General features: G+C 71.2%; 29 protein-coding genes and 1 pseudogene. 11 read left to right on the top strand and 19 right to left on the bottom strand.

What is annotated here, in order from left to right; genetic code table 11:
• Positions 1 to 92: 92 nt before the first annotated feature.
• Entirely contained in the window at positions 93 to 488 is a 396-nt protein-coding gene (gene sodN, locus ACWGKQ_RS34515) for a superoxide dismutase, Ni (RefSeq protein ID WP_055634112.1), read from the top strand.
• 31 nt (positions 489 to 519) lie between these two features.
• Here sodN and ACWGKQ_RS34510 read toward each other — a convergent pair whose 3' ends face one another.
• Complete coding sequence (locus ACWGKQ_RS34510) at positions 520 to 702, bottom strand: hypothetical protein (RefSeq protein WP_453295952.1); 183 nt, start codon at positions 700 to 702, stop codon at positions 520 to 522.
• Positions 703 to 775: 73 nt separating this feature from the next.
• Here ACWGKQ_RS34510 and ACWGKQ_RS34505 point away from each other — a divergent pair.
• Positions 776 to 1066: pseudogene (locus tag ACWGKQ_RS34505) on the top strand (serine/threonine-protein phosphatase); the annotation flags it as partial.
• 15 nt (positions 1067 to 1081) lie between these two features.
• Here ACWGKQ_RS34505 and ACWGKQ_RS34500 read toward each other — a convergent pair.
• Positions 1082 to 1243 (bottom strand): hypothetical protein, encoded by a 162-nt coding sequence (locus ACWGKQ_RS34500; RefSeq protein WP_453295951.1) that lies wholly within the window; start codon positions 1241 to 1243, stop codon positions 1082 to 1084.
• Between the two features lie 5 nt (positions 1244 to 1248).
• The gene (locus ACWGKQ_RS34495; RefSeq protein ID WP_453295950.1) at positions 1249 to 1854 is read right to left on the bottom strand and encodes a DUF5994 family protein; all 606 of its coding nucleotides are present in this window, start codon (positions 1852 to 1854) and stop codon (positions 1249 to 1251) included.
• A 352-nt stretch (positions 1855 to 2206) separates the two neighbouring features.
• On the opposite strand from ACWGKQ_RS34495, the gene ACWGKQ_RS34490 reads away from it, so the two are divergent.
• The 3 genes from ACWGKQ_RS34490 to ACWGKQ_RS34480 all read left to right on the top strand — a co-directional run bounded on the left by ACWGKQ_RS34490 (position 2207) and on the right by ACWGKQ_RS34480 (position 5131).
• On the top strand, positions 2207 to 2695 hold the full coding sequence (locus ACWGKQ_RS34490) for a hypothetical protein (RefSeq protein WP_453295949.1): 489 nt from the start codon (positions 2207 to 2209) through the stop codon (positions 2693 to 2695).
• Between the two features lie 150 nt (positions 2696 to 2845).
• Positions 2846 to 3709 carry a slipin family protein gene (locus ACWGKQ_RS34485; RefSeq protein WP_453295948.1) on the top strand — a complete coding sequence of 288 codons (864 nt, stop codon included), beginning with the start codon at positions 2846 to 2848 and terminating at the stop codon, positions 3707 to 3709.
• 153 nt (positions 3710 to 3862) lie between these two features.
• The gene (locus ACWGKQ_RS34480; RefSeq protein WP_453295947.1) at positions 3863 to 5131 is read left to right on the top strand and encodes an ATP-binding protein; all 1269 of its coding nucleotides are present in this window, start codon (positions 3863 to 3865) and stop codon (positions 5129 to 5131) included.
• A 38-nt stretch (positions 5132 to 5169) separates the two neighbouring features.
• Here ACWGKQ_RS34480 and ACWGKQ_RS34475 read toward each other — a convergent pair whose 3' ends face one another.
• The 10 genes from ACWGKQ_RS34475 to ACWGKQ_RS34430 all read right to left on the bottom strand — a co-directional run bounded on the left by ACWGKQ_RS34475 (position 5170) and on the right by ACWGKQ_RS34430 (position 12811).
• Entirely contained in the window at positions 5170 to 5655 is a 486-nt protein-coding gene (locus tag ACWGKQ_RS34475) for a DUF5994 family protein (protein ID WP_453295946.1), read from the bottom strand.
• A 131-nt stretch (positions 5656 to 5786) separates the two neighbouring features.
• A complete protein-coding gene (locus ACWGKQ_RS34470; RefSeq protein WP_453295945.1) occupies positions 5787 to 6059 on the bottom strand; it encodes a hypothetical protein in 273 nt (90 codons plus the stop codon).
• A gap of 43 nt (positions 6060 to 6102) precedes the next feature.
• A complete protein-coding gene (locus ACWGKQ_RS34465; protein WP_453295944.1) occupies positions 6103 to 6312 on the bottom strand; it encodes a hypothetical protein in 210 nt (69 codons plus the stop codon).
• On the bottom strand, positions 6309 to 6851 hold the full coding sequence (locus ACWGKQ_RS34460; RefSeq protein ID WP_453295943.1) for a DUF5994 family protein: 543 nt from the start codon (positions 6849 to 6851) through the stop codon (positions 6309 to 6311). Before ACWGKQ_RS34460 ends, ACWGKQ_RS34465 begins: the two co-directional genes overlap by 4 nt.
• Before the next feature lie 195 nt (positions 6852 to 7046).
• Positions 7047 to 8024 carry a magnesium transporter CorA family protein gene (locus ACWGKQ_RS34455; protein ID WP_453295942.1) on the bottom strand — a complete coding sequence of 326 codons (978 nt, stop codon included), beginning with the start codon at positions 8022 to 8024 and terminating at the stop codon, positions 7047 to 7049.
• A gap of 330 nt (positions 8025 to 8354) precedes the next feature.
• Positions 8355 to 8834 carry an N-acetyltransferase family protein gene (locus tag ACWGKQ_RS34450; RefSeq protein ID WP_453295941.1) on the bottom strand — a complete coding sequence of 160 codons (480 nt, stop codon included), beginning with the start codon at positions 8832 to 8834 and terminating at the stop codon, positions 8355 to 8357.
• Between the two features lie 15 nt (positions 8835 to 8849).
• Positions 8850 to 10223: an MATE family efflux transporter gene (locus ACWGKQ_RS34445; RefSeq protein WP_453295940.1), complete on the bottom strand. Its 1374-nt coding sequence runs from the start codon at positions 10221 to 10223 to the stop codon at positions 8850 to 8852.
• A 250-nt stretch (positions 10224 to 10473) separates the two neighbouring features.
• Positions 10474 to 11385 (bottom strand): polyphosphate kinase 2, encoded by a 912-nt coding sequence (ppk2, locus tag ACWGKQ_RS34440; protein ID WP_453295939.1) that lies wholly within the window; start codon positions 11383 to 11385, stop codon positions 10474 to 10476.
• A 26-nt stretch (positions 11386 to 11411) separates the two neighbouring features.
• Positions 11412 to 11642, bottom strand: coding sequence for a hypothetical protein (locus ACWGKQ_RS34435; protein WP_453295938.1), 231 nt, complete (start codon positions 11640 to 11642; stop codon positions 11412 to 11414).
• A 14-nt stretch (positions 11643 to 11656) separates the two neighbouring features.
• On the bottom strand, positions 11657 to 12811 hold the full coding sequence (locus ACWGKQ_RS34430; RefSeq protein ID WP_453295937.1) for an anion permease: 1155 nt from the start codon (positions 12809 to 12811) through the stop codon (positions 11657 to 11659).
• A 107-nt stretch (positions 12812 to 12918) separates the two neighbouring features.
• On the opposite strand from ACWGKQ_RS34430, the gene ACWGKQ_RS34425 reads away from it, so the two are divergent.
• From ACWGKQ_RS34425 to ACWGKQ_RS34415, 3 genes are all read left to right on the top strand, one after another.
• Positions 12919 to 13317, top strand: coding sequence for a helix-turn-helix transcriptional regulator (locus ACWGKQ_RS34425; protein ID WP_189268762.1), 399 nt, complete (start codon positions 12919 to 12921; stop codon positions 13315 to 13317).
• Positions 13318 to 13412: 95 nt separating this feature from the next.
• Positions 13413 to 13832, top strand: a complete 420-nt coding sequence (locus tag ACWGKQ_RS34420; protein WP_453295936.1) for a VOC family protein — start codon at positions 13413 to 13415, stop codon at positions 13830 to 13832.
• 20 nt (positions 13833 to 13852) lie between these two features.
• Positions 13853 to 14593, top strand: coding sequence for a VOC family protein (locus ACWGKQ_RS34415; RefSeq protein WP_453295935.1), 741 nt, complete (start codon positions 13853 to 13855; stop codon positions 14591 to 14593).
• A gap of 16 nt (positions 14594 to 14609) precedes the next feature.
• Here ACWGKQ_RS34415 and ACWGKQ_RS34410 read toward each other — a convergent pair whose 3' ends face one another.
• From ACWGKQ_RS34410 to ACWGKQ_RS34395, 4 genes are all read right to left on the bottom strand, one after another.
• On the bottom strand, positions 14610 to 14948 hold the full coding sequence (locus tag ACWGKQ_RS34410; protein WP_453295934.1) for a DUF952 domain-containing protein: 339 nt from the start codon (positions 14946 to 14948) through the stop codon (positions 14610 to 14612).
• A 9-nt stretch (positions 14949 to 14957) separates the two neighbouring features.
• Positions 14958 to 15167 carry a hypothetical protein gene (locus ACWGKQ_RS34405; protein WP_453295933.1) on the bottom strand — a complete coding sequence of 70 codons (210 nt, stop codon included), beginning with the start codon at positions 15165 to 15167 and terminating at the stop codon, positions 14958 to 14960.
• A gap of 191 nt (positions 15168 to 15358) precedes the next feature.
• Positions 15359 to 16459, bottom strand: a complete 1101-nt coding sequence (locus ACWGKQ_RS34400) for a family 2 encapsulin nanocompartment cargo protein polyprenyl transferase (RefSeq protein WP_453295932.1) — start codon at positions 16457 to 16459, stop codon at positions 15359 to 15361.
• 113 nt (positions 16460 to 16572) lie between these two features.
• A complete protein-coding gene (locus tag ACWGKQ_RS34395; RefSeq protein ID WP_453295931.1) occupies positions 16573 to 17979 on the bottom strand; it encodes a family 2B encapsulin nanocompartment shell protein in 1407 nt (468 codons plus the stop codon).
• Positions 17980 to 18323: 344 nt separating this feature from the next.
• Between ACWGKQ_RS34395 and ACWGKQ_RS34390 the strand changes: the two genes are divergently transcribed.
• Both ACWGKQ_RS34390 and ACWGKQ_RS34385 read left to right on the top strand, forming a co-directional pair.
• The gene (locus tag ACWGKQ_RS34390) at positions 18324 to 18914 is read left to right on the top strand and encodes an N-acetylmuramoyl-L-alanine amidase (protein WP_453295930.1); all 591 of its coding nucleotides are present in this window, start codon (positions 18324 to 18326) and stop codon (positions 18912 to 18914) included.
• Positions 18915 to 18947: 33 nt separating this feature from the next.
• On the top strand, positions 18948 to 19829 hold the full coding sequence (locus ACWGKQ_RS34385; protein ID WP_453295929.1) for a 1-aminocyclopropane-1-carboxylate deaminase/D-cysteine desulfhydrase: 882 nt from the start codon (positions 18948 to 18950) through the stop codon (positions 19827 to 19829).
• Here ACWGKQ_RS34385 and fxsT read toward each other — a convergent pair whose 3' ends face one another.
• Complete coding sequence (fxsT, locus tag ACWGKQ_RS34380) at positions 19830 to 22706, bottom strand: FxSxx-COOH system tetratricopeptide repeat protein (RefSeq protein WP_453295928.1); 2877 nt, start codon at positions 22704 to 22706, stop codon at positions 19830 to 19832.
• Positions 22707 to 22797: 91 nt separating this feature from the next.
• The gene (locus ACWGKQ_RS34375; protein ID WP_453295927.1) at positions 22798 to 24393 is read right to left on the bottom strand and encodes a Na+/H+ antiporter; all 1596 of its coding nucleotides are present in this window, start codon (positions 24391 to 24393) and stop codon (positions 22798 to 22800) included.
• A 61-nt stretch (positions 24394 to 24454) separates the two neighbouring features.
• On the opposite strand from ACWGKQ_RS34375, the gene ACWGKQ_RS34370 reads away from it, so the two are divergent.
• Positions 24455 to 24715, top strand: a complete 261-nt coding sequence (locus ACWGKQ_RS34370) for a UBP-type zinc finger domain-containing protein (RefSeq protein ID WP_351719301.1) — start codon at positions 24455 to 24457, stop codon at positions 24713 to 24715.
• Positions 24716 to 24752 lie beyond the last annotated feature (37 nt).

Here is a 24752-nt window from a genome sequence, read left to right as displayed (position 1 = left end):
TTTGTCCTAAGCCCATGGGGGCACTCGCGAAATCAGGCTTCCCAGGGAGTAATGTCCCACCTGAGAAGACGATCACGAGGAAGGAATGCTCCATGCTTTCCCGCCTGTTTGCCCCCAAGGTCAAGGTCAGCGCGCACTGCGACCTGCCCTGCGGTGTGTACGACCCGGCCCAGGCCCGCATCGAGGCGGAGTCGGTGAAGGCCGTGCAGGAGAAGATGGCCGCCAACGACGACCCGCACTTCCAGGCGCGCGCCACCGTCATCAAGGAGCAGCGCGCAGAGCTCGCCAAGCACCACGTCTCGGTGCTCTGGAGCGACTACTTCAAGCCCCCGCACTTCGAGAAGTACCCCCAGCTGCACGTGCTGGTGAACGACACCCTGAAGGCCCTGTCCGCCGCCAAGGCGTCCACGGACCCGAAGACCGGCGAGAAGGCCCTCGAGCTCATCGCCGAGATCGACAAGATCTTCTGGGAGACCAAGAAGGCCTGATCTTCGATCATGTCCTCTGACCTGCGATTACTTAGGTTGCAGTGTCTCTCCGACCGCACCCGGACCGCAGGCCGCCGAACACGGCGGCCATGACGGTCCGGGTGCGGTCTTCTTCGCCCGGCCGCAGGTCGAGGACGAGCCGGGCCTGCTGGATGCTCGCCCCGCCGACGATGAGGGCGGGGGCGAAGAAGCGGCGCAGGTCGTGGGTCACCATGTGCGGTGGCTCGACGGGTCTGCGGCCCTCGCGCGGCAAGGGGCGGCCGTGGCACAAGGTGAGCGGCGGCGGGACAACGCCGTTCGTCCTCGCCCGGCGCCGGGAACCGATGAGCATGGCCGCGGAGATCCAGTGGTCCCTGCTGTCGCCGCCGGCGATGTGCGTCCCCCATGCAGCGGTGGCCGGGATCCTGGAGCCCGCCTACAGCGGCGCAGGCGACAATTCGACTACGCCCTCAACGAGGACATCCTGCACCTGGCCATAGTCGATGCGATGGGGCCACGGCCCGGACGCCGCCACGATGGTGGCCTCCGCCCTCGGGGCCTACCGGTACGCCAGACGTGCCGACATCGGACTTAGTGAGTTCCTTTGGGCGGGTTCACTTCTCCGTACGGTGCCACGGCCACGGCCGCCAGCGCCGGGGACGGCCGAAGGACAAGGTCGCCATGCGGTCATCGTGGCTCGCGGTGAACAGCTGAATCACGATCACGCCCAAGGCGATCATCGCGAGGAGCACGCCCACCGTCGCAAAGGTGTCCATGTCCCTCACACTCCTACTGCCGGGGTCGGCGCGAGGCGGACAGCCGATTCGGCAGGAGTACGTGAGGCCGGGTGGCGGGCGGCATGTCCGCCTTCGGAGTCCCAGACCGCCTCCCGGCGCGAGTCCGAGTCGACCGCTGCCTCTGCCGCGGCCCGGAAGCGTCCGGCCTCATGGATCAGGCCGGTCGCCGTGAGGCTCCGCGCCGGGTCGGTGGCCGTGGCCATCAGCCGGGCCGCGGTGACCGGTGCTGTCTCCGGTGGGATCACCAGCAGGTCCCAGCGGCCGACGGTGTAGGAGAGCAGCAGCAACTTGTGCGGATCCTGCTCGGCCTCGAACCAGCCGACGTGCACCACGTGCCCGTGGACGGGCACCTTTCGCGGGATGACCGGCCAGAACGTGGGGTTCACCGCTACTCGGGTGATCCGCCCCCACAGCGGGTCGAGGACCTCGATGAGTGCCGGAAGCTCCGCCTTCAGGTTGCGGGAGCGGGGCCACCAGGCACCGTCGATCAGGGCCGGAGCGGTGTCGGCGGGTGCCAGCACGAGTCGGGGCGGCAACGAAGAAGGGGCCCGCTCCTCGACCGCGGGCGTCAACAGCATGGTCGCGGTCATGATGCGGACCCAACCCCGGGCCTGTCACGGCCGACCCGGTTGTCGTGAATCACCGAGAACGACCCGGCGTGGAAGCCGGTGTACGAGATGCTCTCGGTAATCACCAGGATACTCCTCGTCGAGGCCCTGCGGACTGACGGGGAGCGACGGACTGAACGGAACACGAGGAACGCTTCCCACGTAAACGGCCGAGGAGTGCTGGACCAGGGGATGCGAGCCGTCGGGCGTGAGACCGGTCCGGCAACCGGCATACGACACGCCCCGGCACCCGCAGCGCGGCCCCGCCGGTGCAGACAGCCGCTTCGCCGATGCAGAGTCGTCTCCGCAACCGCCCTGGCGTGTGCGGAGTACGGTGGACCGCACCGAGGGCATTTCGCACGCCGGCTTCCACGCCGGGTCGTTCTCGGCGAGAGATGAATCCCGGGTCGCCGCGAAGGCGGCCCGGAGACGGGTCCGCATCATGTCGGCGACCTTGCACCGCCCCCTGCCACACCACGAGCCCGTCGCGCCCCCGGCTGCGCGTCTCGCACTGAAGACCGACGACGGCACGTCACGCGGCCTCCTGGAGGGTCCCCGGCGGCCCCGCTCCCGTGAGCTGCTGAGCCGGCTGCCCGCGCTGATCCACCGGCTCGACATCGAGCACGCGGAGAGGATCGCCGTGCACCGGTACGGCGGCGCCCTGCCCGGCGACCCGCGTTGCGGCACCGACGCGGCACGACCCCCTGCGGGACCACCGATGTCCAAGTCGCCGACCGTCGGCGATCGACGTGACCATCGCGACGGGGGCCGTGGCCGCTTCCCACCGCGCCGCCGCCGCGACCGCACCACTCACCACGGGTGACCAGGCGATGCCCCTGGTCCGGCGCACCGACCGGCGGCGCGGCCCGTACCGACGTGCTTCGGCCCTGCCTCACGAACCGATGCACGCCCATGCGGGAATCTCGACCGACGGGTCCCCGCCCCACGTGGTCCTCGTCCCGAGGAGCAGCACATGCAGGCCCTGATCGTTCTCATCGTCGTGATCGGCCTCCTGGCCGTCCTGACCCTCGCCTTCTCCGTGAGGGTCGTCAAGCAGTACGAGAAGGGGGTGCTCTTCCGCTTCGGCCGACTCGTCGGAACACGCTCACCGGGGCTGCGGTTCATCATCCCGTTCGTCGACGTCCTGCACCGGGTGTCGCTGCGGGTCGTCACCATGCCGATCCAGTCCCAGGGCATCATCACCCGGGACAACGTGAGCGTGGACGTGTCGGCGGTCGCCTACTTCCGGGTCGTCGACGCCGTGAAGTCGGTCGTCGCCGTCGAGAACGTCAACGCGGCGATCAACCAGATCGCCCAGACGACCCTGCGGAAGGTCGTCGGCCGGCACACGCTCGACGAGACGCTGTCGGAGACGGACCGCATCAACCTGGACATCCGCCAGATCCTCGACGTCACCACCGTCGACTGGGGTGTGCAGGTCACGCTGGTCGAGCTCAAGGACATCCAGCTGCCCGACACCATGAAGCGCGCCATGGCCCGCCAGGCCGAGGCCGAGCGGGAGAAGCGGGCGAAGATCATCAATGCGGAGGGCGAGTCGCTGGCCGCGGCAGCGCTCGGCGACGCCTCGGACACCATGATGGCCCACCCGCTGGCCCTTCAACTGCGCAACCTGCAGAGCCTGGTGGAGATCGGTGTCGACCAGAACACCACCGTCGTCTTCCCAGCCCCCCTCATGAGCACGATCGGCGAGCTCGGCGCCTTCCTCGCCCGGGAAACCGCGGCCGCCGCACCCGCCGCGGCGGCGGCACTGGCCGGCACCGGCCGCACCGACAAGTCCCTCAGCCCGGCCGGCACCGCACCCGGCACCGCAGCGTGACCCGACCACGCCCCGCATCATCACCGCGTACCGCGGCGGTGGTGCGGGCGAGCGATCCGTGCCACCAGGGCAGACTCGTGGCCGACGTCTGTCGCGCGCGTCCCCCGGGCATCGGCCGATGATGGGAGTACGGCCGAACACGCGGAGCTGATCATGACGGGTTGGCGGGTCAGGGACTACACCCAGGACGATCTCGAAGCCCTGATCCGAGTCGACATGGAGAGCGGCCCGGCCGAGGAGCCGCCGCTCTTCCCGCTCTCGGACGCCGTGACGGCTCTCCAGGCCCGCCACCCCGCGGTGGTGGCCACGGCAGACGACGCGCTGATCGGCGCCGCGGTGAGCAGGGTGGAGAGCGAACAGGCATGGATCCTGCGCATCTGCATGGCGCCCGGCTGGCGGCAGCGCGGGCTGGGCAGTGCCCTGATCACCGCCCTCGAGCAACGGCTCTTCGCCGTCGGCGTCCGGGCGGTGCACGCCGCCCTGCCCGAGGGCGGGACCGGTGCCGCCGCTCTGCGCAACTGCGACTTCGGCGCCCGCCCGGGGCTGGTCTTCTTCGAGAAGCGCGGGCCGGTGACCCCGCAGTCGGCCGGCACTCTGTCCTCGCTCGGAGCGGAACTGCCGCCGGGGGGACTGTGGCAGAAGGTCGCGGGCATGCAACGGGAGAAGCAGCTCATCGAACGGCGCCTGGTCCTGCCGCTGGCCCATCCCGAACTGGCTGCCCAGCACGGAGTGGAACTGCCGCGGGCGGTGATGCTGTTCGGCCCGCCCGGGACCGGCAAGAGCACATTCGCGCACGCGATCGCCAGCCGCCTGGGATGGCCCTTCCTCGAACTGTTCCCCGCCCGTCTGGCCGCCGAGTACGGCCTGGCGACCGGGCTGAGCCGGCGCTTCGACGAGATCGCCCGGCTCGACCACGTCCTGGTCTTCATCGACGAGGTCGAGGAGATCGCCGGCGAACGCGGCGGCGCGGACGCGACCGCTGTCGGCGTCGTCAACGAACTGCTCAAGGCGATCGTCCGGTTCCGGAGCCAGGACGGACGGCTGCTCGTCTGCGCCACGAACAACGTGACCACGCTGGACTCCGCGTTCCTGCGACACGGCCGCTTCGACTACGTGCTGCCGATCGGCCCTCCCGACCACACCGCCAGGACCGCGCTGTGGGAGAGCTACCTGGCCCGAGCGGGCGCGCGGGCCGACAGCGCGGTTCTCGCGTCCGCCAGCGAGGGGTTCACCCCCGCCGACATCGCCCATGCGGCGCGCACCGTCTCCCAGGCCCGGTTCGAGCGCACCTTCGACACCGGAACCCGGACCGCCCCCACCACCGACGATTACCTGGACACGATCAGCGACACCAAGCCCACGGTCAGCGCCGCCATGGCCCAGGATTTCGCCCAGCAGACGGAGAGGTTCGCCCGCATCTAGCGTCCGGGCCGACGGGGAGTCGATCTGCGACGGACCTGTCAGGCCGACGCAGGTGGCGTGTCAGTGCCCGTATCGATGAGGATCTGTTCGGTCTCGGTGATGTCGTCGGCCCGTACGGCCCTGGCCATCGCGGCGCGTGCCGCGTCGGGCGACGTGTCGGGAGGGACCAGCAGCAGGGAGAAATGGTCCCGGTCACCTCGGGTGATGAGGACGGTGTCGTCACCGACCGGGAAGGAATCGATGTGGACGACTCGGCCGTCGACCATCACCCGCGTCGGCAGTCCGTCCCAGGCACTGCCGTCCAGACCCACCTGGGTGACAGGTCCGAGGTGCTCGGTCAGCGCGGAGATCAGCGAGGGGAGTTCAGCACCGATGTCCCGGGACCGCGGCCACCATGCGCCGTCCAGGAGTCCCTCGCGTGAGTGGGTCGTCTGCAGCCGCAGCAACGCCGTGCCCGGTTTCACCGAACGGTGGACAGCGTCCGGCAGGAGCCTGGGGAGGTCGGGGGTGTCTGTGTCGGCCATGGTGTCCGCCCGTTCCAGGCCATTGCACGTGAGCGTGTGCCGACCTGCTTCTCACATTACGTCAAGGGATTAATCCGACATCGGTCATCCTTGCGAAGGCTCACTCCGGTCCGAGAAGCCGACGCAGCGACTCAGCCACGCCCTTCCTCTTCTGTCTCCATCTGCCGGATCCCCTGGTGCGTCAGCGTGATCATCGCGGGCGTGTTGCCCCTCCCCCAGTCCACGACGACCCAGCCTTCGCCCGCCAGATACATACAGGCTGCGGCCATGTCCTGCTCGGGTATGCCGAGGTCGGTGCGGAGCTTCGTCCCCTCGACACCCAGGAGGCGATTGCCTTCGGCGGCTTGGTACAGAGCCTGCATGATCCTCTCGCGGTACGTCTTCCGGTCTCGCAATATCGCCATGACGTGCCTTCCTCCACCTCCCCCGGTCGGGCCCGAGTCGATGTCATCCGCGGTCGCTGTCGCCGTTGGGCGTGTCGGTGGTCCCGTCCGCAGCCCGTCGGCGGTGCCTCCGGAGCCGGCGGCCGATCCCCGGCAGAGCATCGCTGTAGTGGAAGGCAGCGATCCGTTCGCCGTGCTGTGCGTTGAGCCGGTGGATGAGAACGACTCCGACGGCGATCACGACGAGCAACACCGCGACGGCGATGAGAGTCATGGTCCTCTCACCTCCGTTGACGGGCGGGCAGACACCCTGTCGAATCTCGTGAGCCGGGACAGGGGCGAGCCCGGACGTGCTCCGCCATCGGTCTCCCACGCTTCTTCTCTGCTTCGGGCATCGATCCTCTCTGCTGCTCCCTCCCGGGCCGGGGCATCGATGTCGGCGCCGACCATCAGCTGCGCGGCGGCGTCCGCTCCGGTTTCCAGCGGAATCACCAGCACGTCCCGACGGCCATCAGCGGAGAAAAGGGTGAGTCTGTGCGGATCCTGCTCCTCGGTGGACCAGCCCACGTGCACCGTGTGCCCGGCGACGGACACCCAACGCGGGATGGCAGGCCAGTGGACCGGGTTCAGCGTGATACCCGTGATGCGGCCCCAGAGGTCGCCCGATGCCGCCGTCAAGGGTGGCAGCTCACGGGTGAGTGCACGGGAGCGAGGCCACCACATGCCGTCCAGCCCGCCCGGCCCGGGCGTCAGGGACAGCCGAACCGGCGGCGCGGGCCTGCTCGAAGTCGTACGGTCAATGGTCACGGGCATGCCGCGGACCCATCCCCGGGCTCATGGGTGCGACCCGGCGTTGTCGATCACCGGAAACGGCACCCGCAGCGGAGCCGGTGCGCGAAAAACTCCCGGTGCCTTCACGGTACTCCGCCCGCCGGCCCTAGAGGTCGTGGATGACCTGGCATTTCCCTGCCTTCGAGACCTGATCCCGGGTGCCCCAGGCGCACCCGGTCAGAGCCAGTCCTTGCGCTTGAACGTCAGATAGAGCACGACGGACAGGACCACGATGACGGCAGCGGAGGTGATGAATCCCGACTCGCGGCCGAAACCGGGATAGGGGAGGTTCTGGCCGTAGTAGCCGGTGATCGCGGTGGGTACGGCGATGATCGCGGCCCAGCTCGTTACCTTCTTCATGATCAGGTTCATGTTGTTGGCCTGGACCGAGAGGTTCGTCTCCATGACCGAGGCCACCAGGTCCCGCAGCGACTCCGTCCATTCCGTGGCACGCAACACGTGGTCGTAGACGTCCTGGTAGTACGGGACGAGAGGGGCGGTGATCACGTGCAGGCCCGGGCGCATGAGTGTGTTGACCACCTCCCGCATCGGGAGCACGACGCGGCGCAGATGGACGAGCGATTTGCGCAGTGCGTAAGCCCGGCGTTGCACGGCTTCGATCTCACGGCGTCCGGCCACGAAGAGCAGACCCTCCAACTCCTCGATGCCGTCGTCCAGTTGCTGGACCGCGGCGAAGTGGCCGTCCACGAGATGGTCGAGCAGGCCGTGCAGCAGGAATCCGACACCGTGGCCGGCCAGGTCCGGGCTCTCGTCCCAGCGGCTGACGACGTCCTCGATGTTGAAGCCGTCGTCCTTGCGGACGGTGATCATGGCCTGGCCGGTGAGGAATACGGCGATCTCGCTGTACGACAGTTCCGCATCGTCCGAGCTGACGGTGACGGAATAGGCGCTGAGGAACTCGTGGGTGCGATAGCGGTCGAGTTTCGGCCGCTGCCCACGCTGCGCGGCGTCCTCCAGAGCAAGTTGGTGGATGCCGAACTCCTCACCGAGCATGGAGAATTCGGCGGCACCGGGCCGGTACAGGTCGAGCCACAGGACCGCCGCCGGATCGGCGAGATACGCGGATACGTCACTGGCTGGAAAGCCCTCCAGGGCGAGAGTGCCGTCGTGATACAGCCGGGTACGCGTCACCATGACCCGAGGCTAGTGTCTTGCGCCCCGATCATGCCGCTTCGCCCCAATCGCCAGCGTGGCAGGCTCCCGACATCACCGGACGGTCGGCGCACCCGCACACATGCTCCGGCCAATACCGCAACGAGACGTACGGCGCCCCAACGGTCCCGCGAACGGGACAGCAGGCCGCACACAGTCCGCAGGACACCCGATCAGGACCGTCACACCCCGTCGCCGGCAATCGACAAAAGGGCGGGCCAGCGACCCACAGGAAGATCCCCACAGGTCACCGACCCGGCCTATTGCCGGTGTGCCGGAGGGTTCGGGTGCGGTCTTTTTCCGAGGTACGGCCTATGAGGCGGCGGCCAGTTCCTTGAGTGGGGCGCCGGTCAGGCGGCAAATGCGCCACTCGTCCAGGAACTCCGCGCCGAGCGACCGGTAGAAGCCGATCGCCGGGTCGTTCCAGGCCAGCACCCACCACTCGAAGCGCTCGAAGCCGCTGCGCAGGCAGAGCGCGGCGAGGGCGGCGAGCAGGGCCCTGCCGTGGCCGGCGGCGCGGGCGTGCGGGCGTATGTAGAGGTCCTCCAGGTGCATGCCCCGGGTTCCGGTCCAGGTCGAGAAGGTCGGGAACCACAGTGCGTAGCCCGCGAGTTCACCCGTGGTCTCGTCCTCGGCGACCAGCGCGTAGGCCGCCGGGTGGGGGCCGAACAGCGCTTCGCGGAGCTGGTCCTCGGTGGCCCGGGCCTGCTCCACGGCCCGTTCGTACGCGGCGAGTTCGCGGATCATGGCGCGGATCTCGGTGACGTCGTTCTCGGTGGCGGCGCGGATCATGCATGGGATCATGGGTCACCGGGCCGGTGCCTGTCCATCGGGTCGCGCCCGCTCCCCCGGTGGCGCGGTGAGGGTGGCGAGGCGGGCGGTGTGCCGGTGGAAGGAGACCGTCTTGGTGACGGCCTGGAGCAGGTTGGCCGCGGCCAGGGCGGACCACAGACCGGGCAGTCCGGCCGCGTCGGCGACCGGGACGGACACCGCGGCCAGGATCCCGAACCACACCGCCGTCGACACCAGGCTCGGCCCGGCGCGCTTGAGCCCGACGAGCCCGAAGCCCGCGACCGCCTGCAGGGCGTCGGTGACCACCACGGCCAGGACCAGCGGCAGCAGCCGGAGCACCTGGTCCGCCACGGCCGGGGTCCCGGTGAACAGGTGCAGCACCGGGTCCCGGAACACCAGCAGTACCGTCCCGAGCACGCCGACCGCGGCCAGCGCCACCCGCATGCCGGCCCACACGCTGCCGCGGACCCGGACGACGTCCCCGCTCCCGACGTACCCGGCGATCAGCGGGACCGTGGCCTGGCCGACCGCCACCGCCGCGGTGAAGACCACGTTCACCAGCGCCTCGGAGACACCGTGCACGGCGGCGCTGTCCGTGCCGATCCGCGCCGCGGCGAAGGTCAGCACCCCGAGCACCGAGAACTTCACCAGCACGGTCGCGCCGAGCGGGATCCCCACCCGGGCCAGCCGCAGGATCAGCCGCGGATCCGGCCGGCCGGGGCGGATGCTCCGGCCCGCCAGCACGGTACGGCGGCGCAGCGCGCGCTGGTTGAGGCCGGCGCTGACCAGGGCGCCGGCGAGCACGGCCAGGCCGGCGCCGGTCAGGCCACGGCTCGGCAGCGGTCCCGGGCCGCCGACCAGCAGCACCGACAGCGTCACGGAGACCGCCGTGCCGATCAGCCCGGACCGCATCACCTGGGCTGACTGGCCGAGGGCGACCAGGACGGACGTCGCCGACGAGCCGACCCCGATCAGCAGCACCCCGGCCGCCAGCAGCCACGGGAACGCGCCGAGCGCGTCGAGGACCTCGGGCCGGACCCCGAACGCGCCGCCGAGCAGCGGCACGGCCGCCACCGCCGCCGCGCACACCCCGCCCACCGCGAACGCCAGCCACATCCCGCCGCGCACCAGCGGCAGCAGTTCCCCGGGATCGTCCCGGTGCGGCGCGACGAACGGCATCACCCCGCGCAGCGCACCCGCCACCGCGGCCGTGGCCGGGCTGAAGACGGCCACCGTGACGGCGAACGCGGCCAGGGAGACGGTGGCATGGCGGCCCAGCAGCGCCGTGTCGACGAGCGAGGCCGCCGACGCGGCGACGGTGGACACGTACAGCGGCAGAGCCGCCCTCGCGATGACGACCGAGGCCGAGAACGCGCCGCCACCGCTCACGCCCGCGCCGCCTGCCCTGTCACACGGTTCCCGGCGCAGCCGTTCACGAGCGCAATGTGGATCACGGAGTCCATCATTGGCCAGCCCGCCAGCGGTGTCGGGCCGATTTCACGCCAACTCGGCGGGCAGGCCCGCGCCCCAGAGGGGCGCGGGCCCGTGTCCACCTGCGGCTCCGCCGCGTGGGCGCGACCAGCCACGACGGTGCCGCGGACGAACGACGCGGCCCGTCGCGGCGGTCCCGGCCCAGAGGTCAGCGCTCGCCGTGGTCGTCCTCGCCGGCCTCCAGCAGGCCGGCCGCCGCGCCCACGATCCGCGGGTCCGGGCTGCCGACGACCTCCTCGTCCTTGTCGGCGTAGTCGAAGCGGGCCAGCACGCTGCGCATGGCCTCGACCCGGGCCCGCTTCTTGTCGTTGCTCTTGACCACGGTCCAGGGCGCGTACTCGGTGTCCGTCTCGCGGAACATCGCGACCTTCGCGGCCGTGTAGTTGTCCCAGAGATCCAGCGAGGCCAGGTCCATCGGGCTGAGCTTCCACTGCCGTACCGGGTCGACCTGGCGGATGGTGAAGCGGGTCCGCTGCTCGCTCTGCGAGACCGAGAACCAGAACTTCACCAGGTCCACCCCGTCGTCCACCAGCATCCGCTCGAACAGCGGGGCCTGGCGCATGAAGCGCCGGTACTGGTCGTCCGAGCAGAAGCCCATGACCCGCTCGACGCCGGCCCGGTTGTACCAGGAGCGGTCGAACATCACGATCTCACCGGCGGTCGGAAGGTGTTCGACGTAGCGCTGGAAGTACCACTGACCGCTCTCGCGTTCCGTGGGCTTCTCCAGGGCCACCACGCGCGCGCCACGGGGGTTCAGGTGCTCCGTGAAGCGCTTGATGGTGCCGCCCTTGCCGGCCGCGTCCCGGCCCTCGAAGACGATGACTATCCGGCGTCCCGTCTCCTTGATCCAGGTCTGCAGCTTCAGCAGCTCGATCTGCTGGAGCCGCTTGTGCCACTCGTACTCCTTGCGCTCCATGCGGGACGCGTACGGGTAGTTCTCCCGCCAGGTGTCGATCGGGGATCCGTCGGGGCGGATGAGTACGGGGTCGTCGGGGTCGCTGTAGTCGACCTTCAGATGGGCCAGGTCGGCCAGGTCGGACAGCAGGTCCGGCGTCGTCATCCAGTCCTCCTCAGCGGCTCGGTGTCTCAGTGGAACTGCGGCACGATCAGATAGATGCTGTACGCCACCACCGCCACGCAGGCCAGGAAGCACAGCCCGGCCTGGGCGACGCCGACGGTGCTGGTGCCGCCCTGCTCCTTGGCCTCCTCGTAGCGGCCGAGCCCGAGGACGCCGAGGGCGAAGACGACCACCACTGCGAATGTAACTCCGATACTCACCGCGGCGACCTGGCCGAGTGCGGTCCAGTCGATGCTCATGGGAACTCCCTCACTCAGGCGGCGGTGCCGACGTGGGACGGGGGCGTGGTGCGGATGGCGACCTCGTGGCCGTCGTTGACGTTCTTCGCGTCGATCGGGTTGCGGCGCGACAGCACGACGATGCCCGCCGCGAGCGCGGCGCCGACCAGCGCGACCACGATCGTGCCGAAGTTGCCGCCGTGCTTGACCGCGGCCGCGGAGATGCCGCCGACCAGCCCGGCGCAGGGCAGGGTGATCACCCAGGCGGCCACCATGCGGCCGGCGACGCCCCAGCGGACCTCCGCGAGCCGCCGGCCGACGCCCGCGCCGAGGATGGAACCGGAGGCGACCTGCGTGGTGGACAGGGCGAAGCCCATGTGGGCGGAGGTCAGGATGACGGCCGTGGAGGCGGTCTCGGCCGCGAAACCCTGCGGGGACTGGATCTCGGTCAGGCCCTTGCCCATGGTGCGGATGATCCGCCAGCCGCCGATGTAGGTGCCGAGGGCGATGGCGAGACCGGCGGTGAAGATCACCCAGACCGGCGGTCCGGCGTCGCCCGGGAGCGCGCCGACGGAGATCAGGGTCAGGGTGATGATGCCCATGGTCTTCTGGGCGTCGTTGGTGCCGTGCGCGAGCGAGACCAGCGAGGCCGAGCCGATCTGCCCGAGCCGGAAGCCCTTGCTCACGGAGTCCGCGCGGCCGCGTGCGGTGAGCTTGTAGGCGCAGTACGTCGCGATCAGCGCGGCGACGCCCGCCACCACCGGTGAGGCGAACGCCGGGATGATGATCTTCTCAAGAACCTTGCTGAAGTTGACGGCGCCGGAGCCCGCGCCGACCCACACGGCGCCGATCAGGCCGCCGAACAGGGCGTGCGAGGAACTGGACGGCAGCCCGACCAGCCAGGTCATCAGATTCCACAGGATCGCCCCCACGAGCCCCGCGAAGATCATCGCCGGAGTCACTTTGGCGTCGTTCACAATGCCGCCGGAGATCGTCTTGGCGACCTCCGTGGAGAGGAAGGCTCCGACCAGGTTCAGAACACCACTGATCAGAACCGCAGTCTTCGGTTTGAGCGCGCCGGTCGCGATGGACGTGGCCATCGCGTTCGCCGTGTCGTGAAACCCGTTGGTGAAGTCGAACGCAAGTGCTGTGACGATCACGACCGCCACGAGGAACGTGATGTGGTCCATTCCTCAATGCAAACAAGCACGGGCCAATTGCGCGAGAACCAGAGGCAAACGCGCGTCCAAAAACAAACCCCCGTTCGTGTGCACGATGTGCGTGCCATGCTGGGCGAATGACCCTGGAGGACCTGCGGCGGCTGCGCCGGGCCCGCGACCGCATGGACCGCGAGTACGCCGAGCCGCTGGACATGGCCGAGCTCGCCCGTACCGCCCTGATGTCCTCCGGCCACTTCCAGCGCAGCTTCCGCAAGGCGTTCGGGGAGACGCCGTACAGCTATCTCATGACCCGGCGGGTCGAGCGGGCCAAGGCGCTGCTCCGCAGAGGCGATCTCACGGTGACGGAGGTGTGCATGGCGGTCGGCTGTACGTCGCTGGGGTCCTTCAGCTCGCGCTTCACCGAGTTGGTCGGGGAGACGCCGAGCGCGTACCGGGCGCGGGACCACGAGGAGAGCACCGTGATCCCGTCCTGCGTGGCCCGCACGTTCACCCGCCCACGCCGCAGGCCGTACTGACCGCATGCGGCCGGCCGCATGGAGCCGGCCGCTCGAAACCGACCGCACGAAACCGGCCGCACGCGCGGCCGGGCGTTTCCTCCTAGCCTGGCCCCATGGACGTAAAACTCGCGCAGTGTTTCATCGCCGTCGACGACCACGACAAGGCACTGGCCTTCTACCGTGATGTTCTCGGCCTGGAGGTCCACAACGACGTGGAGTTCGAGGGGATGCGCTGGGTGACCGTCGGGTCGCCGCAGCAGCCGGGTGTGGAGATCGTGCTGGAGCCGCCGGGCGCCAACCCGGACGCCTCCCCCGCCGACCGGCAGGCCATGGCCGAGCTGCTCGCCAAGGGCATGCTGCGTGGGGTGATCTTCTCCACCACCGACTGCGACGCGCTGTACGAGCGGGTGCGGGAGCACGGCGGCGATGTGATCCAGGAGCCGACGGACCAGCACTGGGGCGTGCGGGACTGCGCGTTCCGGGACCCGGCGGGGAACCTGCTGCGCTTCACGGAACGCCGGGCCGCCGCGTAGCGCGCATTTACGATCACCGCATGAGCATCCGCTGGACGTACGCCTTCGCCGACCGGCCCGCCGCGCACCTCGCCTCCGCCCAGGCGTTCTGGACGGCCGTCACCGGCACCTTCCTCTCCGCGCCCCGTGGCGAGAACGACGAGTTCGTGACGCTGCTGCCGGCCTCCGGAGTCGATGCCTGCGTCAAGCTCCAGGGCGTGGAGTCGGGCCCGGGCGGAGCGCACCTGGACCTCTGCGTCGAGGACGTGCCCGGGCTCGTGAAGCGGGCCCGGGGTCTCGGTGCCGCGACGGTCGCCGAGCACGACGGGTGGGCCGTGCTGCGCTCGCCCGCCGGGCAGTTGTGGTGTGCCGTGCCCTGGCACGGGGAGGCGGTACGGCCGCCGGTCGTGGCGGGCAGCCGGCTGGACCAGGTCAGTCTCGACATCCCGCCGTCCGCGTACGAGGCGGAGACCTCGTTCTGGGCGGAGCTGACCGGCTGGGAGCTGCTGACCGGCTCGCTGCCGGAGTTCCGGGTGCTCAGGCCACCGGCCGGGCTGCCCGTGCGGATCCTGCTCCAGCGGCTGGACGGCGAACAGCCCGCCGCCGCCCACCTCGACCTGGCCTGCGCGGACATCCCGGCGACCCGCGCCCGGCACGAGGAACTCGGCGCCGTGCACGTGGCCGACGGCCGCCACTGGAGCGTGATGCGCGACCCGGCGGGCGGCGTCTACTGCCTGACCGCCCGCGACCCGGAGACCGGCGGCCTCCCGAATCGCGGCTGAGGACCTGGGCCGAGGGCTACGGCCGGGCCCAGGGCTCCACGTCCACCACGGCCGTGACCGGTATCGGTCCGTACACGTGCGGGAACTCCTCGGCGCCCGGCTCCGGCACCTCCCACTTCACCGGGACGCCGACCCGGGCCGGGTCCACGACCAGGACCACCAGCTCGTCCGGGCCGTCGTAGGAGCCGTACAGGAAGTCCGCCACGCGCGGGAGCTGGTCGCGGGTGGAGCAGTGGATGAAACCCTCCTCCTGGAGGGTGCGGCCGCGGGTGGAGAGCTCGTACCTGCCCCGCACGCGGGCCTCCTCCCACAGGGAGCGCTCGGTGATGTGCAGGATGTTCGGGAGTCCGGTCATGCGCTCACGCTACGGGCTGCTCCCGGCGGATCCGGGCGGCGGGGGCCTCGGCGGTGACGCCTCCTGCGGGGCCGGCGGCCCGGCGGGCTCACCGCAGTGGGGGTTGCGGCAGGGGCCGGGGCCCCAGACCGGAACCCACGCACCCAGCGTCTTGTGCCGCCGCACCACCCGCTCGACGGGCTGTCCGCAGACCGGACAGACCTGGTCCTGGCTGTCCATGCCCCCAGCGTAGGCCGGGCCCGGCGGCCACGCGCGCCGCCCGGTGGCTACCGACTGTCGGCTGCCGACTGCCGCCCGTCGGCTATCGGCGGGCCCCGCACACCGTGGGGATGTGCGGGACCCGTCGGACCGGAGTCCCCGGGGCACCGTGCGGGGTCAGGAGCCGCACGGTTCCGGGGACTCCGGGGTCTTCACCTGCTGCGCCGGGTCACGAACTCGGCGAGCGCGAGCAGGCCGTCGGCCGCCTCGGGGCCGGGCACGGCACGGGCGAGTTCCTGCATCGCCCGTGCCATCCGGTCGGCCGCCTCGGACTGCGCCCAGTCACGCCCGCCCGCCCGCTCCACCGCCAGCGCGGTCCGCGCGATCTCGTCGGCGTCGGCCCGCACATGCGGCTCGGCGTACAGCTCGGCGAGTTCGGCGGCGGCCGGGGTGCCGGAGGTGAGGGCCGCGACGACCGGCAGGGACTTCTTGCGGGCCGCCAGGTCCGCGCCGGCCGGCTTGCCGGTGCGCCGGGGATCACCCCATATCCCGATGATGTCGTCGATCAGCTGGAAGGCCAGCCCGGCCTGGCGGCCGAAGCCGTCGAGCGCCGCCACCTCCGCCGCTCCCGCCCCCGCGTACAGCGCGCCCAGGGCGCAGGCGCAGCCGAGCAGCGCCCCGGTCTTGCCCTCGGCCATGGCGAGCACCTCGTCGAGGGTGACCTCGTCGGGCGCCCGGTTCTCCATGGCCGTGTCCGCGTGTTGGCCCGCGCACAGTTCGAGGACGCAGTCCGCGAGCCGGGCGGCGGCCGTCGCGGACGCCGGGTGCGGGTCCTCGGCGAGCAGCCGGAGGGCGAGCGCCTGGAGGGCGTCCCCGGCGAGGATCGCGTCGGCGTCGCCGAACACGGTCCACGCGGTGGGCCGGTGCCTGCGCGAGGTGTCCCGGTCCATGACGTCGTCGTGCAGCAGCGTGAAGTTGTGCACCAGCTCCACGGCGGCCGCGGCCCGGACGGCGGCCGCCCGGGCCGCCGGGCCGCCGAGCGCGTCGGCGGCGGCGAGCACCAGCGCGGGCCGGATGGCCTTGCCCGCGTTGCCGTCCGCCGGGGTGCCGTCCGCGTGCTCCCAGCCGAAGTGGTAGCGCGCGATCCGCCGCATCGAGCCGGGCAACGACGCGATGGCGGTGCGCAGTTCGGGGTCGACGGACGCCCGGACCCGCTCCAGTATCACCGCCGCCTCGGACCCGTCGGGCGACTCCGACCTCCCCGGCGGCAGCTGCGTGGCACGCTGCTGCCGCTCCGTCACGAACTCGGCCATGGCCTCCCCCTCGCGGAGTGCGCGTACGGTGGCGTCTCCGCCACGGCTCGGCACGTACCCCGAGGGTGTACCCGCCCCGGAGGGCGGGGACACGGCCACCAAGTGCGGAAACGTCACCTCCAGCGGCCGATCTCGACGTTCTCCAGCACACCGAGGGCGTCCGGGACCAGAACGGCGGCCGAGTAGTAGGCCGTGACCAGGTAGCTGATGATGGCCTGCTCGTTGATGCCCATGAAGCGGACCGAGAGGCTCGGCTCGATCTCGTCGGGGATCCCGGCCTGCCGCAGTCCGATGACGCCCTGGTTGTCCTCGCCGGTACGCATGGCGATGATCGAGGTGGTCCGGGCCTCGGTGACCGGGATCTTGTTGCAGGGGTAGATCGGGACTCCGCGCCAGGTCGGGATGCGGTTGCCGCCGATCTCGACGGTCTCCGGCACCAGTCCGCGCTTGTTGAGCTCACGGCCGAAGGCGGCGATGGCGCGCGGGTGGGCGAGGAAGAGCTTGGTGCCGCGCCGGCGGCTGAGCAGCTCGTCCATGTCGTCCGGGCTGGGCACACCGTCGTGCGGCTGCAGCCGCTGGTCGTACTGGCAGTTGCTGAGCAGGCCGAACTCCCGGTTGTTGATGAGCTCGTGCTCCTGGCGCTCCTTCAACGCCTCGACGGTGAGCCGCAGCTGATGCTCGGTCTGGTTCATCGGCTGGTTGTAGAGGTCGGCCACGCGGGTGTGGATGCGCAGCACGGTCTGGGCGATGCTCAGTTCGTACTCACGCGGCCGGGCCTCGTAGTCGACGAAGGTGTGCGGGATGTCGGGCTCACCGCTGTGGCCGGCCGCGAGGGCGACCTCCTTCTCGCCGTACTTGTTGGTGCGCTGCTCGGGGATCGCGCGCAGTTCCTGGAGGTGCTCGCGCAGTGAGTCGGCGCGCTCGGCGACCTGCTCGAAGTCCTGCCGGGACAAGGTGAGCACGGTGCATGCCGTGTCCGCGCGGGCGGTGTACTCCCAGATGGCGTCCGGGTCGATCAGGCCGTGCTCGCCGAAGTAGGCGCCGTCGGCGAGGACACCGAGCACCGCGTCGTCGCCGTAGGGGCCGGTGCCGATCTTCTCGACGCGGCCGTGGGCCAGCAGGTGGACCTCGTCCGTCCCGTTGCCGAACGAGGCGATGACCTCGCCCGGGGCGTAGTCGCGCTGCCGGCAGCGCTGGGCCAGCTCCGACAGCACCTCCTCGTCGTCGTACGACCGCAGGACGGGAAGCTCGCCCAGCTCCGCGGGGATGACCTCGACGCGGTCGCCGGTCTTCAGGAAGGTGATACGGCCGTCGCCGACCGTGTAGGTGAGCCGCCGGTTCACCCGGTACGTGCCGCCCTGGACGTCGACCCAGGGCAGCGTCCGCAGCAGCCAGCGGGAACTGATCTCCTGCATCTGTGGCGCGGACTTGGTCGTGGTGGCCAGGTTCCGCGCTGCCGCCGTGTCCAGAGACTGCTGCGGCTTGCCCTGATCCGTGCGGACCTCTTCGCCTACCGACATAAGGAAATGCCCTCCCATACCTGCGCGGGCGCCGAACTGCCCACGCATCGGTCTCACGGGCCACCCTGTCATCACGGAGCGTGCCGGGACCATTACCCGAAAGAGCGGGAATAGATCATCGGACTACTGGGCATGCCGATGCATCACCCCTCCTGCCGCCCCTTGATATGCCGACTTGTCCGGATCGACTCGCACAGGATCCGAACAAGTTCAACCGGGCCTGGCCCGGAAAGCCTGACTTCTGTAGAAAGCCCAGAAGATCCGGAAAATTCGGATAGTTCAGAACGGACATAGTTCAGACCGGACAGTTCAGACCGGACACTTCAGAAGCGAAGGAGGCGGTCATGGCCCCACCCATGTCCGCGGGCGCTTTCCTCGACGCGTTGCGGGACGAGGGCGTCACGGTCGTCGAGGTCGGCGACTGGAGAGAGCACAACCGGAACCACAAGGGCCCCTGGGGGCCCGTGCACGGCGTGATGATCCACCACACGGTGACCCACGGCGCCGAACGCACGGTCCGGATCTGCCGTGACGGCCACCCCGGTCTCCCCGGCCCGCTGTGCCACGGTGTCATCACCAAGGACGGCACGGTCCACCTCGTCGGCTACGGCCGCGCCAACCACGCCGGCCTGGGCGACGACGACGTGCTGCGCGCGGTGATCGCCGAGAAGGCCCTGCCCCCGGACGACGAGGCGAACACCGACGGCAACCGGCACTTCTACGGCTTCGAGTGCGAGAACCTGGGCGACGGCGAGGACCCCTGGCCCGAGGCCCAGCTGGAGGCGATCGAGAAGGTGGCCGCGGCGGTGTGCCGGCGGCACGGCTGGTCGGAGCGGTCGGTGATCGGGCACCTGGAGTGGCAGCCGGGAAAGGTGGACCCGCGCGGCTTCTCGATGGCCTGGCTGCGCGACCGCGTCCGGGACCGGCTGAAGTGAGCCGGCCCGGCCGCCCCGGGCGACAATGACGACGTGACCAGCGCCGACATACTCGCTCCCCGGCTCCCCTCCCCGCTCCAGGAGGTGACCGACGACCGGTTCGCCCGGCACGGCGTCCGGCTCCTCCTCAAGCGGGACGACCTGATCCACCCGGAGCTGATCGGCAACAAGTGGCGCAAGCTGGTCCCGAACATCGAGGCGGCGGCCGGCCGGCCGGTGCTCACGTTCGGCGGGGCGTACTCCAACCACCTGCGCGCCACGGCCGCCGCGGGCCGTCTCCTCGCCTTCCCGACGGTGGGCGTGGTGCGGGGTGAGGAACTGGCCGGCCGGCCGCTGAACCCCTCGCTGGCGCGGTGTGCGGCCGACGGGATGCGGCTGCACTTCATCGACAGATCGACATACCGGCGCAAGGCCGAGCCGGATGTGCTGGCCGGTCTGCTGCGGGCGGCGGGGGCCGAGGGCGCGTACGTGGTGCCGGAGGGCGGCAGCAACGCGGCCGCGGTACGCGGCTGCCGGGACCTCGGCACGGAACTGCGGGAGCGGGCCGACGTGGTGGCGATCGCCTGCGGGACCGGGGGCACGCTCGCCGGGCTGGCGGCCGGGCTGGGGGCGGGGCAGCGGGCGTTGGGGGTACCGGTGCTGAGGGGCGGGTTCCTGGAGGGGGAGATACGGCGGCTCCAGGAGGAGGCGTTCGGCGGACGGCGCGGGCAGTGGTCGCTCGACGAGCGGTTCCACTTCGGCGGGTACGGGCGTACGGCACCGGAACTCGACGCCTTCGCCGAGGACTTCGAGGAACGGCACGGGGTGCGGGTGGAGCGGCTGTATGTCGCCAAGTTGCTGTACGGGCTCGCCGAACTGGCCCGGGAGGGCGGCCTGGGGCGGGGCACGGACGTGGTGGCGGTGCTGACGGCCTGATCAGCCTGCGGGCCTGGGCCTGAGGAGTTTCCGGAGCTTCTGGGCCTGGCGTTTCCGGTTCATCGCCGAATAGGTGTCGACCAGGGCGCGGATGGTGTTCTGGATGTCGGGCTGGTCCGCCCCGCGGTGCAGCCGCTGCCGCCGCAGGGTGGTTTCGAGCAACCCGGCCGCCGCGGGATAGGCGCGCTGGGCGTGCAGGGTCATGGCGAGGCTGGTGGCCGCGGCGAGCGTGTCTGGATGGTCGCCGCCCAGCGTGCGGCGGGACCGGGCGAGCGTGTCCTCGTCCAGTTGGCGGGCCTCGGCGAGCTCGCCGCGTTCGCGCAGGACGCCGACCAGGGTGACGGCCGTGGCGAGCGTGGCGGGGTGGTCCTCGCCCAGCACCACGCGGCGCCGCTCGTACGTGTCCGCGGCGACCCTGCGGGATGCGTCGCTCTCGCCCAGGCCGTAGAGAGCGAGCACCAGCGCGAGCGCGATCTCCAGGGTGTCGGGGTGGTCGTCACCGTGGTTGCGCCGGCAGCGGTCGTGCGCCTCGTCGAGCAGCTGCCGGGCCGCACGGTAGTGGCCCAGCTGGACCAGGGTGCTGGCGAGGCCGTGCATCGCCCTGAGCGTGTCCAGGTGGTCGTCGCCGAGGATCCGGCGGCAGTGGGCGAGCGTCTCCTCCATCAGCCGGCGGGACTCGGTGTACTCACCGAGTGCGCGCAGGTTGGTGGCGAGGGCGCCCACCACCTGGAGGGTGTGCGGATGGTCGACGCCGAGCACCCGGCGCAGCCGGGCCACGGTGTCCTCGTTGATGCGGCGGGCCTCGGCGTACCGGCCGGACAGGGTGAGCGCGGTCCCCCGGTGGCTGGCGGACTGGAGCGTGTCGGGGTGGTCCTCGCCGAGGACGCGGCGCCGCCGGTTGAAGGCGTCCTCGCTGATGCGCTCCGCCGCTTCGCGCTCACCGAGGGCGAACAGGATCGCCCCGAGGTCGTTGGCCGACTGGAGGGTGTCCGGGTCGTCGTCCCCGAGCAGCCGCCGGCGCCGGTCGTAGGTGTCCTCGATGATGGGCCGCGCGCTGCGGAAGTCGCCGAGATCCGAGGTGGCGTGGCCCAGGTACTGGGCGCAGAACAGGACCTCGGGGTCGTCGGGCCCGAGCCGGGTCGCCCAGGTCTCGCGCAGCCGGCCGGCGAGGCCGGCCGCGGGCCTGGGCTGTCCGCTGCGGATCAGGAAGTGGATGGCCTCGACGAGGGTGGAGCGCAGCCCGGGCCGGTCGGCGACGTCGAAGTGGGCCGTGGTGAGGTGCGCGGTCAGGCTCGCCCAGGCGCCCCAGTTGCCGGGGTCCAGCGCGTCGCCCGGTGCGGCCGCGGCCAGCACGGCCGCCGCGTCGCTGCGGACGGCCTCGCCGCGCGCCGGGTCGGTGTGGTCCCGCAGCACCGCCTGGGTCAGCCGGTGCACCTGGAACGTGTGGGAGTCGGTGCGGGCCAGGCCGTAGTCGCTCAGGTACCTGAGGGTCTGCCCGGGACCCATCAGGTCGTCCGGATCACCGGGGATCGTGGTCATCCGGGGGCGCGCCTCCTCCAGCCACCTGGTGGGGATCGGTTCGGGCCCCAGGAAGGCCGCGACCCGCAGCAGTGCGGCCGCGTCGGGGTGGTGGTCGGCGAGGCGCCTCGCGGCGATCTCGACGGTGCCGGCGAGCGAGGCCGGATAGTCCGGGGCGTCGCCCGCCTCCAGTACCCGTACCGTCTTCTCGTCCAGGAGCCGCCGGTACCGCTCGACGGTGGTGCCGCTGCCGATCACGCCCGCCGCCTGGGCGAGGGCCAGCGGGAGGTCGCCCAGGTCCTTAGCGAGGGCCTCCGCCTGGTCGTGCGTGATGCCCTGGACCCGGGTCGTGAGGTAGGCGAGGGAGTCGTCCCGGGTGAACACGTCGAGGGCGGTCCGGCGGGCGATGTGCCGCCAGTTGGGGTTGCGGGAGGTGATCAGCACGTGTCCCGGCCCCTCGGGCAGCCAGCGCTCGATCCGGTCCGGGTGCTCCACGTTGTCGAGGACGAGCAGCCACCGCGGTCTGCCGCGGAGGTCGTCCAGGAGGAGACGGGCGTTGCGCTCGGCGCCCGCCTCGGCCAGGGCGACGCCCAGCCGCTCGGCCAGCTCCGCGTAGTAGACCGGCAGCTGGTCGGACTGCTCGGCGTCGATCCACCACACCACGTCGTACTGGCTTGCGAACCGGTGCGCGTACTCCACCACGAGCTGTGTCTTGCCGATGCCGCCCATCCCGTGCAGCGCGTGCACGACGGACAGCCCGCCGTCCAGCAGCCCTTCCCGCAGCGCGACGATCACCGCCTCGCGGCCGGAGAAGTCGGGATTGCGCCGCCGTACGTTCCACACCGGCGGTCGTTCGGCGCGCCCCGGCAGCTGGGGCTTCTCCTGGTCCGGTGCGGCCGGCGCGGCGCCGTCCGGCGGGAAGGCCGGTGAACTGCTCGGCCGTACCGCCCCGTTCACCGCCTCCCGCAGGGCGCCCAGGGCGGCCGGCTCCGCCTTGCCGTGCAGGTCGGTGCGCACCTTCGAGGCGAGCAGCGGGCCGACGTCCGCGTCGGTCAGCGGCTCGACCGCGAGCGGGATCATCCGGTCCCGCCGGGCCAGCGCGGCCGTCCGCTCGTCGGTGGACCAGCGCCCCTCCGCCGCGAAGTAGGCCCGGGAGAGCACCGCCACCACCGCGTCCGCCGAGGTCAGCGCCTCGTCCATGCGCTGCACGAAGTCGTCGCCGGTGCGCCAGTCCCAGACGTCCAGGATCACCGTGTGGCCGGCCTGCTCCAGGTGCCACCCGACCCACTCGGCCCACGCACGGTCGGCGCCCGCGTAGCTGATGAAGAACCGCTGCGCGTGCGCGTTGGTGTCGGTCATCGGTCCCCCCGGGCCACCCTGGTGCGACGTTCCGGCCGCGTCGCTCCCATGATTGCCCGTCAGCCCGGCGTCAGGGGGTGAATACGCCGACTCACCCGGCCTCCCGGTACGCGGCCGCCTCCTCCAGGTCCAGCCGGCGCAGCAGGGTCCGCAGCATCTCGTCGTCGATGTAGCGGTGGTCGCGGAGCCGGACGAAGACCGTGCGTTCGGCGCTGATCATCTCGCGGGAGAGGCGGCGGTAGGTGTCGTCGACCGACTCGCCGGTGATCGGGTTGGTCTGGCCGAGGCGCTCCCAGACGGCGTTGCGGCGGCGCTCCAGGACCATGCGGAGGCGGTCGGCGAGCGGTGGGGGCAGATCGTTGCGGTCGTCGGCGAGGAGTTCGTCGAGGCGGGACTCGGCCGCGCGGGAGGCCTGGGCCTGGGCGTTCGCCTCGGCGAGGGTCTCGGCCTGGGTGTCCCGGGCCGGGAACTTCATCAGGCGGATCAGCGGGGCGAGGCTGAGGCCCTGCACCACCAGGGTGCCGATGACCGTCGTGAAGGTCAGGAAGAGGATCAGGTTGCGCTGCGGGAAGGGGCCGCCGCCGTGCACGGTGAGCGGGATCGAGAAGGCGATGGCCAGCGAGACCACGCCCCGCATGGCCGCCCAGCCGGCGACCGCCGGGCTTCGCCAGGTGGGGTTGTCCTCCCGCTCGCGGATCCGCCGGGACAGGATGCGCGGCAGGAAGGCCGCCGGGTATATCCATACGAACCGGGCCGCCACCACGACCAGGAAGAGGGCGAACGCGTACCAGGCGGCGTCGATGCCCTCGTACGCGCCGAGGCCCTTGAGGACGACCGGCAGCTGCAGTCCGATCAGCGCGAAGACCGCCGACTCCAGCACGAACGCCACCATGCGCCATACGGCCTCCTCCTGGAGGCGGGTGGCGAAGTCGACCTCCCAGGCACGGTGGCCGAGGTAGAGGGCGACCACGACGACCGCCAGCACGCCGGAGGCGTGGAACTGCTCGGCGACGCTGTAGGCGACGAACGGGATCAGCAGCGACAGCGTGTTCTGGAGCAGGGGCTCCTTGAGATGCATGCGCAGCCAGTGGATCGGCACCATCAGCACCACGCCGACGATCACACCACCCACGGCGGCCAGCAGGAACTCCCCGATTCCGGCGGCCCAGGAGGCGCCCTCGCCGACGGCGGCCGCGACGGCCACCCGGTAGGCGGTGATCGCCGTGGCGTCGTTCAGCAGGGACTCGCCCTGCAGGATCGTGGTGAGCCGGGACGGCAGCCCCACCCGGCGGGCGATCGCCGCGGCCGCGACCGCGTCCGTGGGCGCCACGACCGCGCCCAGCGCGAGCGCCGCGGGCAGCGGCAGCCCGGGCACGATCTCGTAGGCGGCCCAGCCGACGGCGAACGTCGCGAAGAGCACGTACCCCACCGAGAGCAGTGCCACCGGCCGCATGTTCGCCCGCAGGTCGAGATACGAGCTCTCGGTGCCCTCCTTGTACAGCAGCGGGGGCAGCACCAGCGGCAGCACGATGTCCGGGTCGAGGGTGTAGTCGGGGACCCCGGGCACGTACGACACCAGCAGGCCGACCGCGACCAGCAGCAGGGGCGCCGGCACCGGAGTGCGCCGGGCCGCACCGGCGATCGCGGCGCTCCCCGCCACCAGCAACAGCAGTGGCATCACGTCCATGGTCCTCGCCCGCCCTCGTTTTTCGCGCGGCCACCCGCACAGCCGACGTAATCTGGCAATCATGAAACAGTGCACGCACCGCGACGCGCTGCCGCACCCGGAACCCGAGCCACAGAACGAGACCTGTCCGGAGTGTCTCGCCAAGGGCTGGCACCCGGTACAACTGCGGCTCTGTCTGACCTGTGGCCATGTCGCGTGCTGCGACTCGTCGCCGGGAAGACATGCGACAGGCCACCACGAAACGTCCGGTCACCCGATAATGCGGACGTTCGAGCCCGGCGAGGACTGGCGCTGGTGCTTCGTCGACCACGTGCTCGTGTGACACTGCACTACAGCCGCTGAAGACCACAGCGGCGACG

This window comes from Streptomyces sp. NPDC054770 (assembly GCF_053611985.1).
Note: the sequence above shows the minus strand (reverse complement) of the source record. Positions and strands in the feature narration are given on the sequence as shown.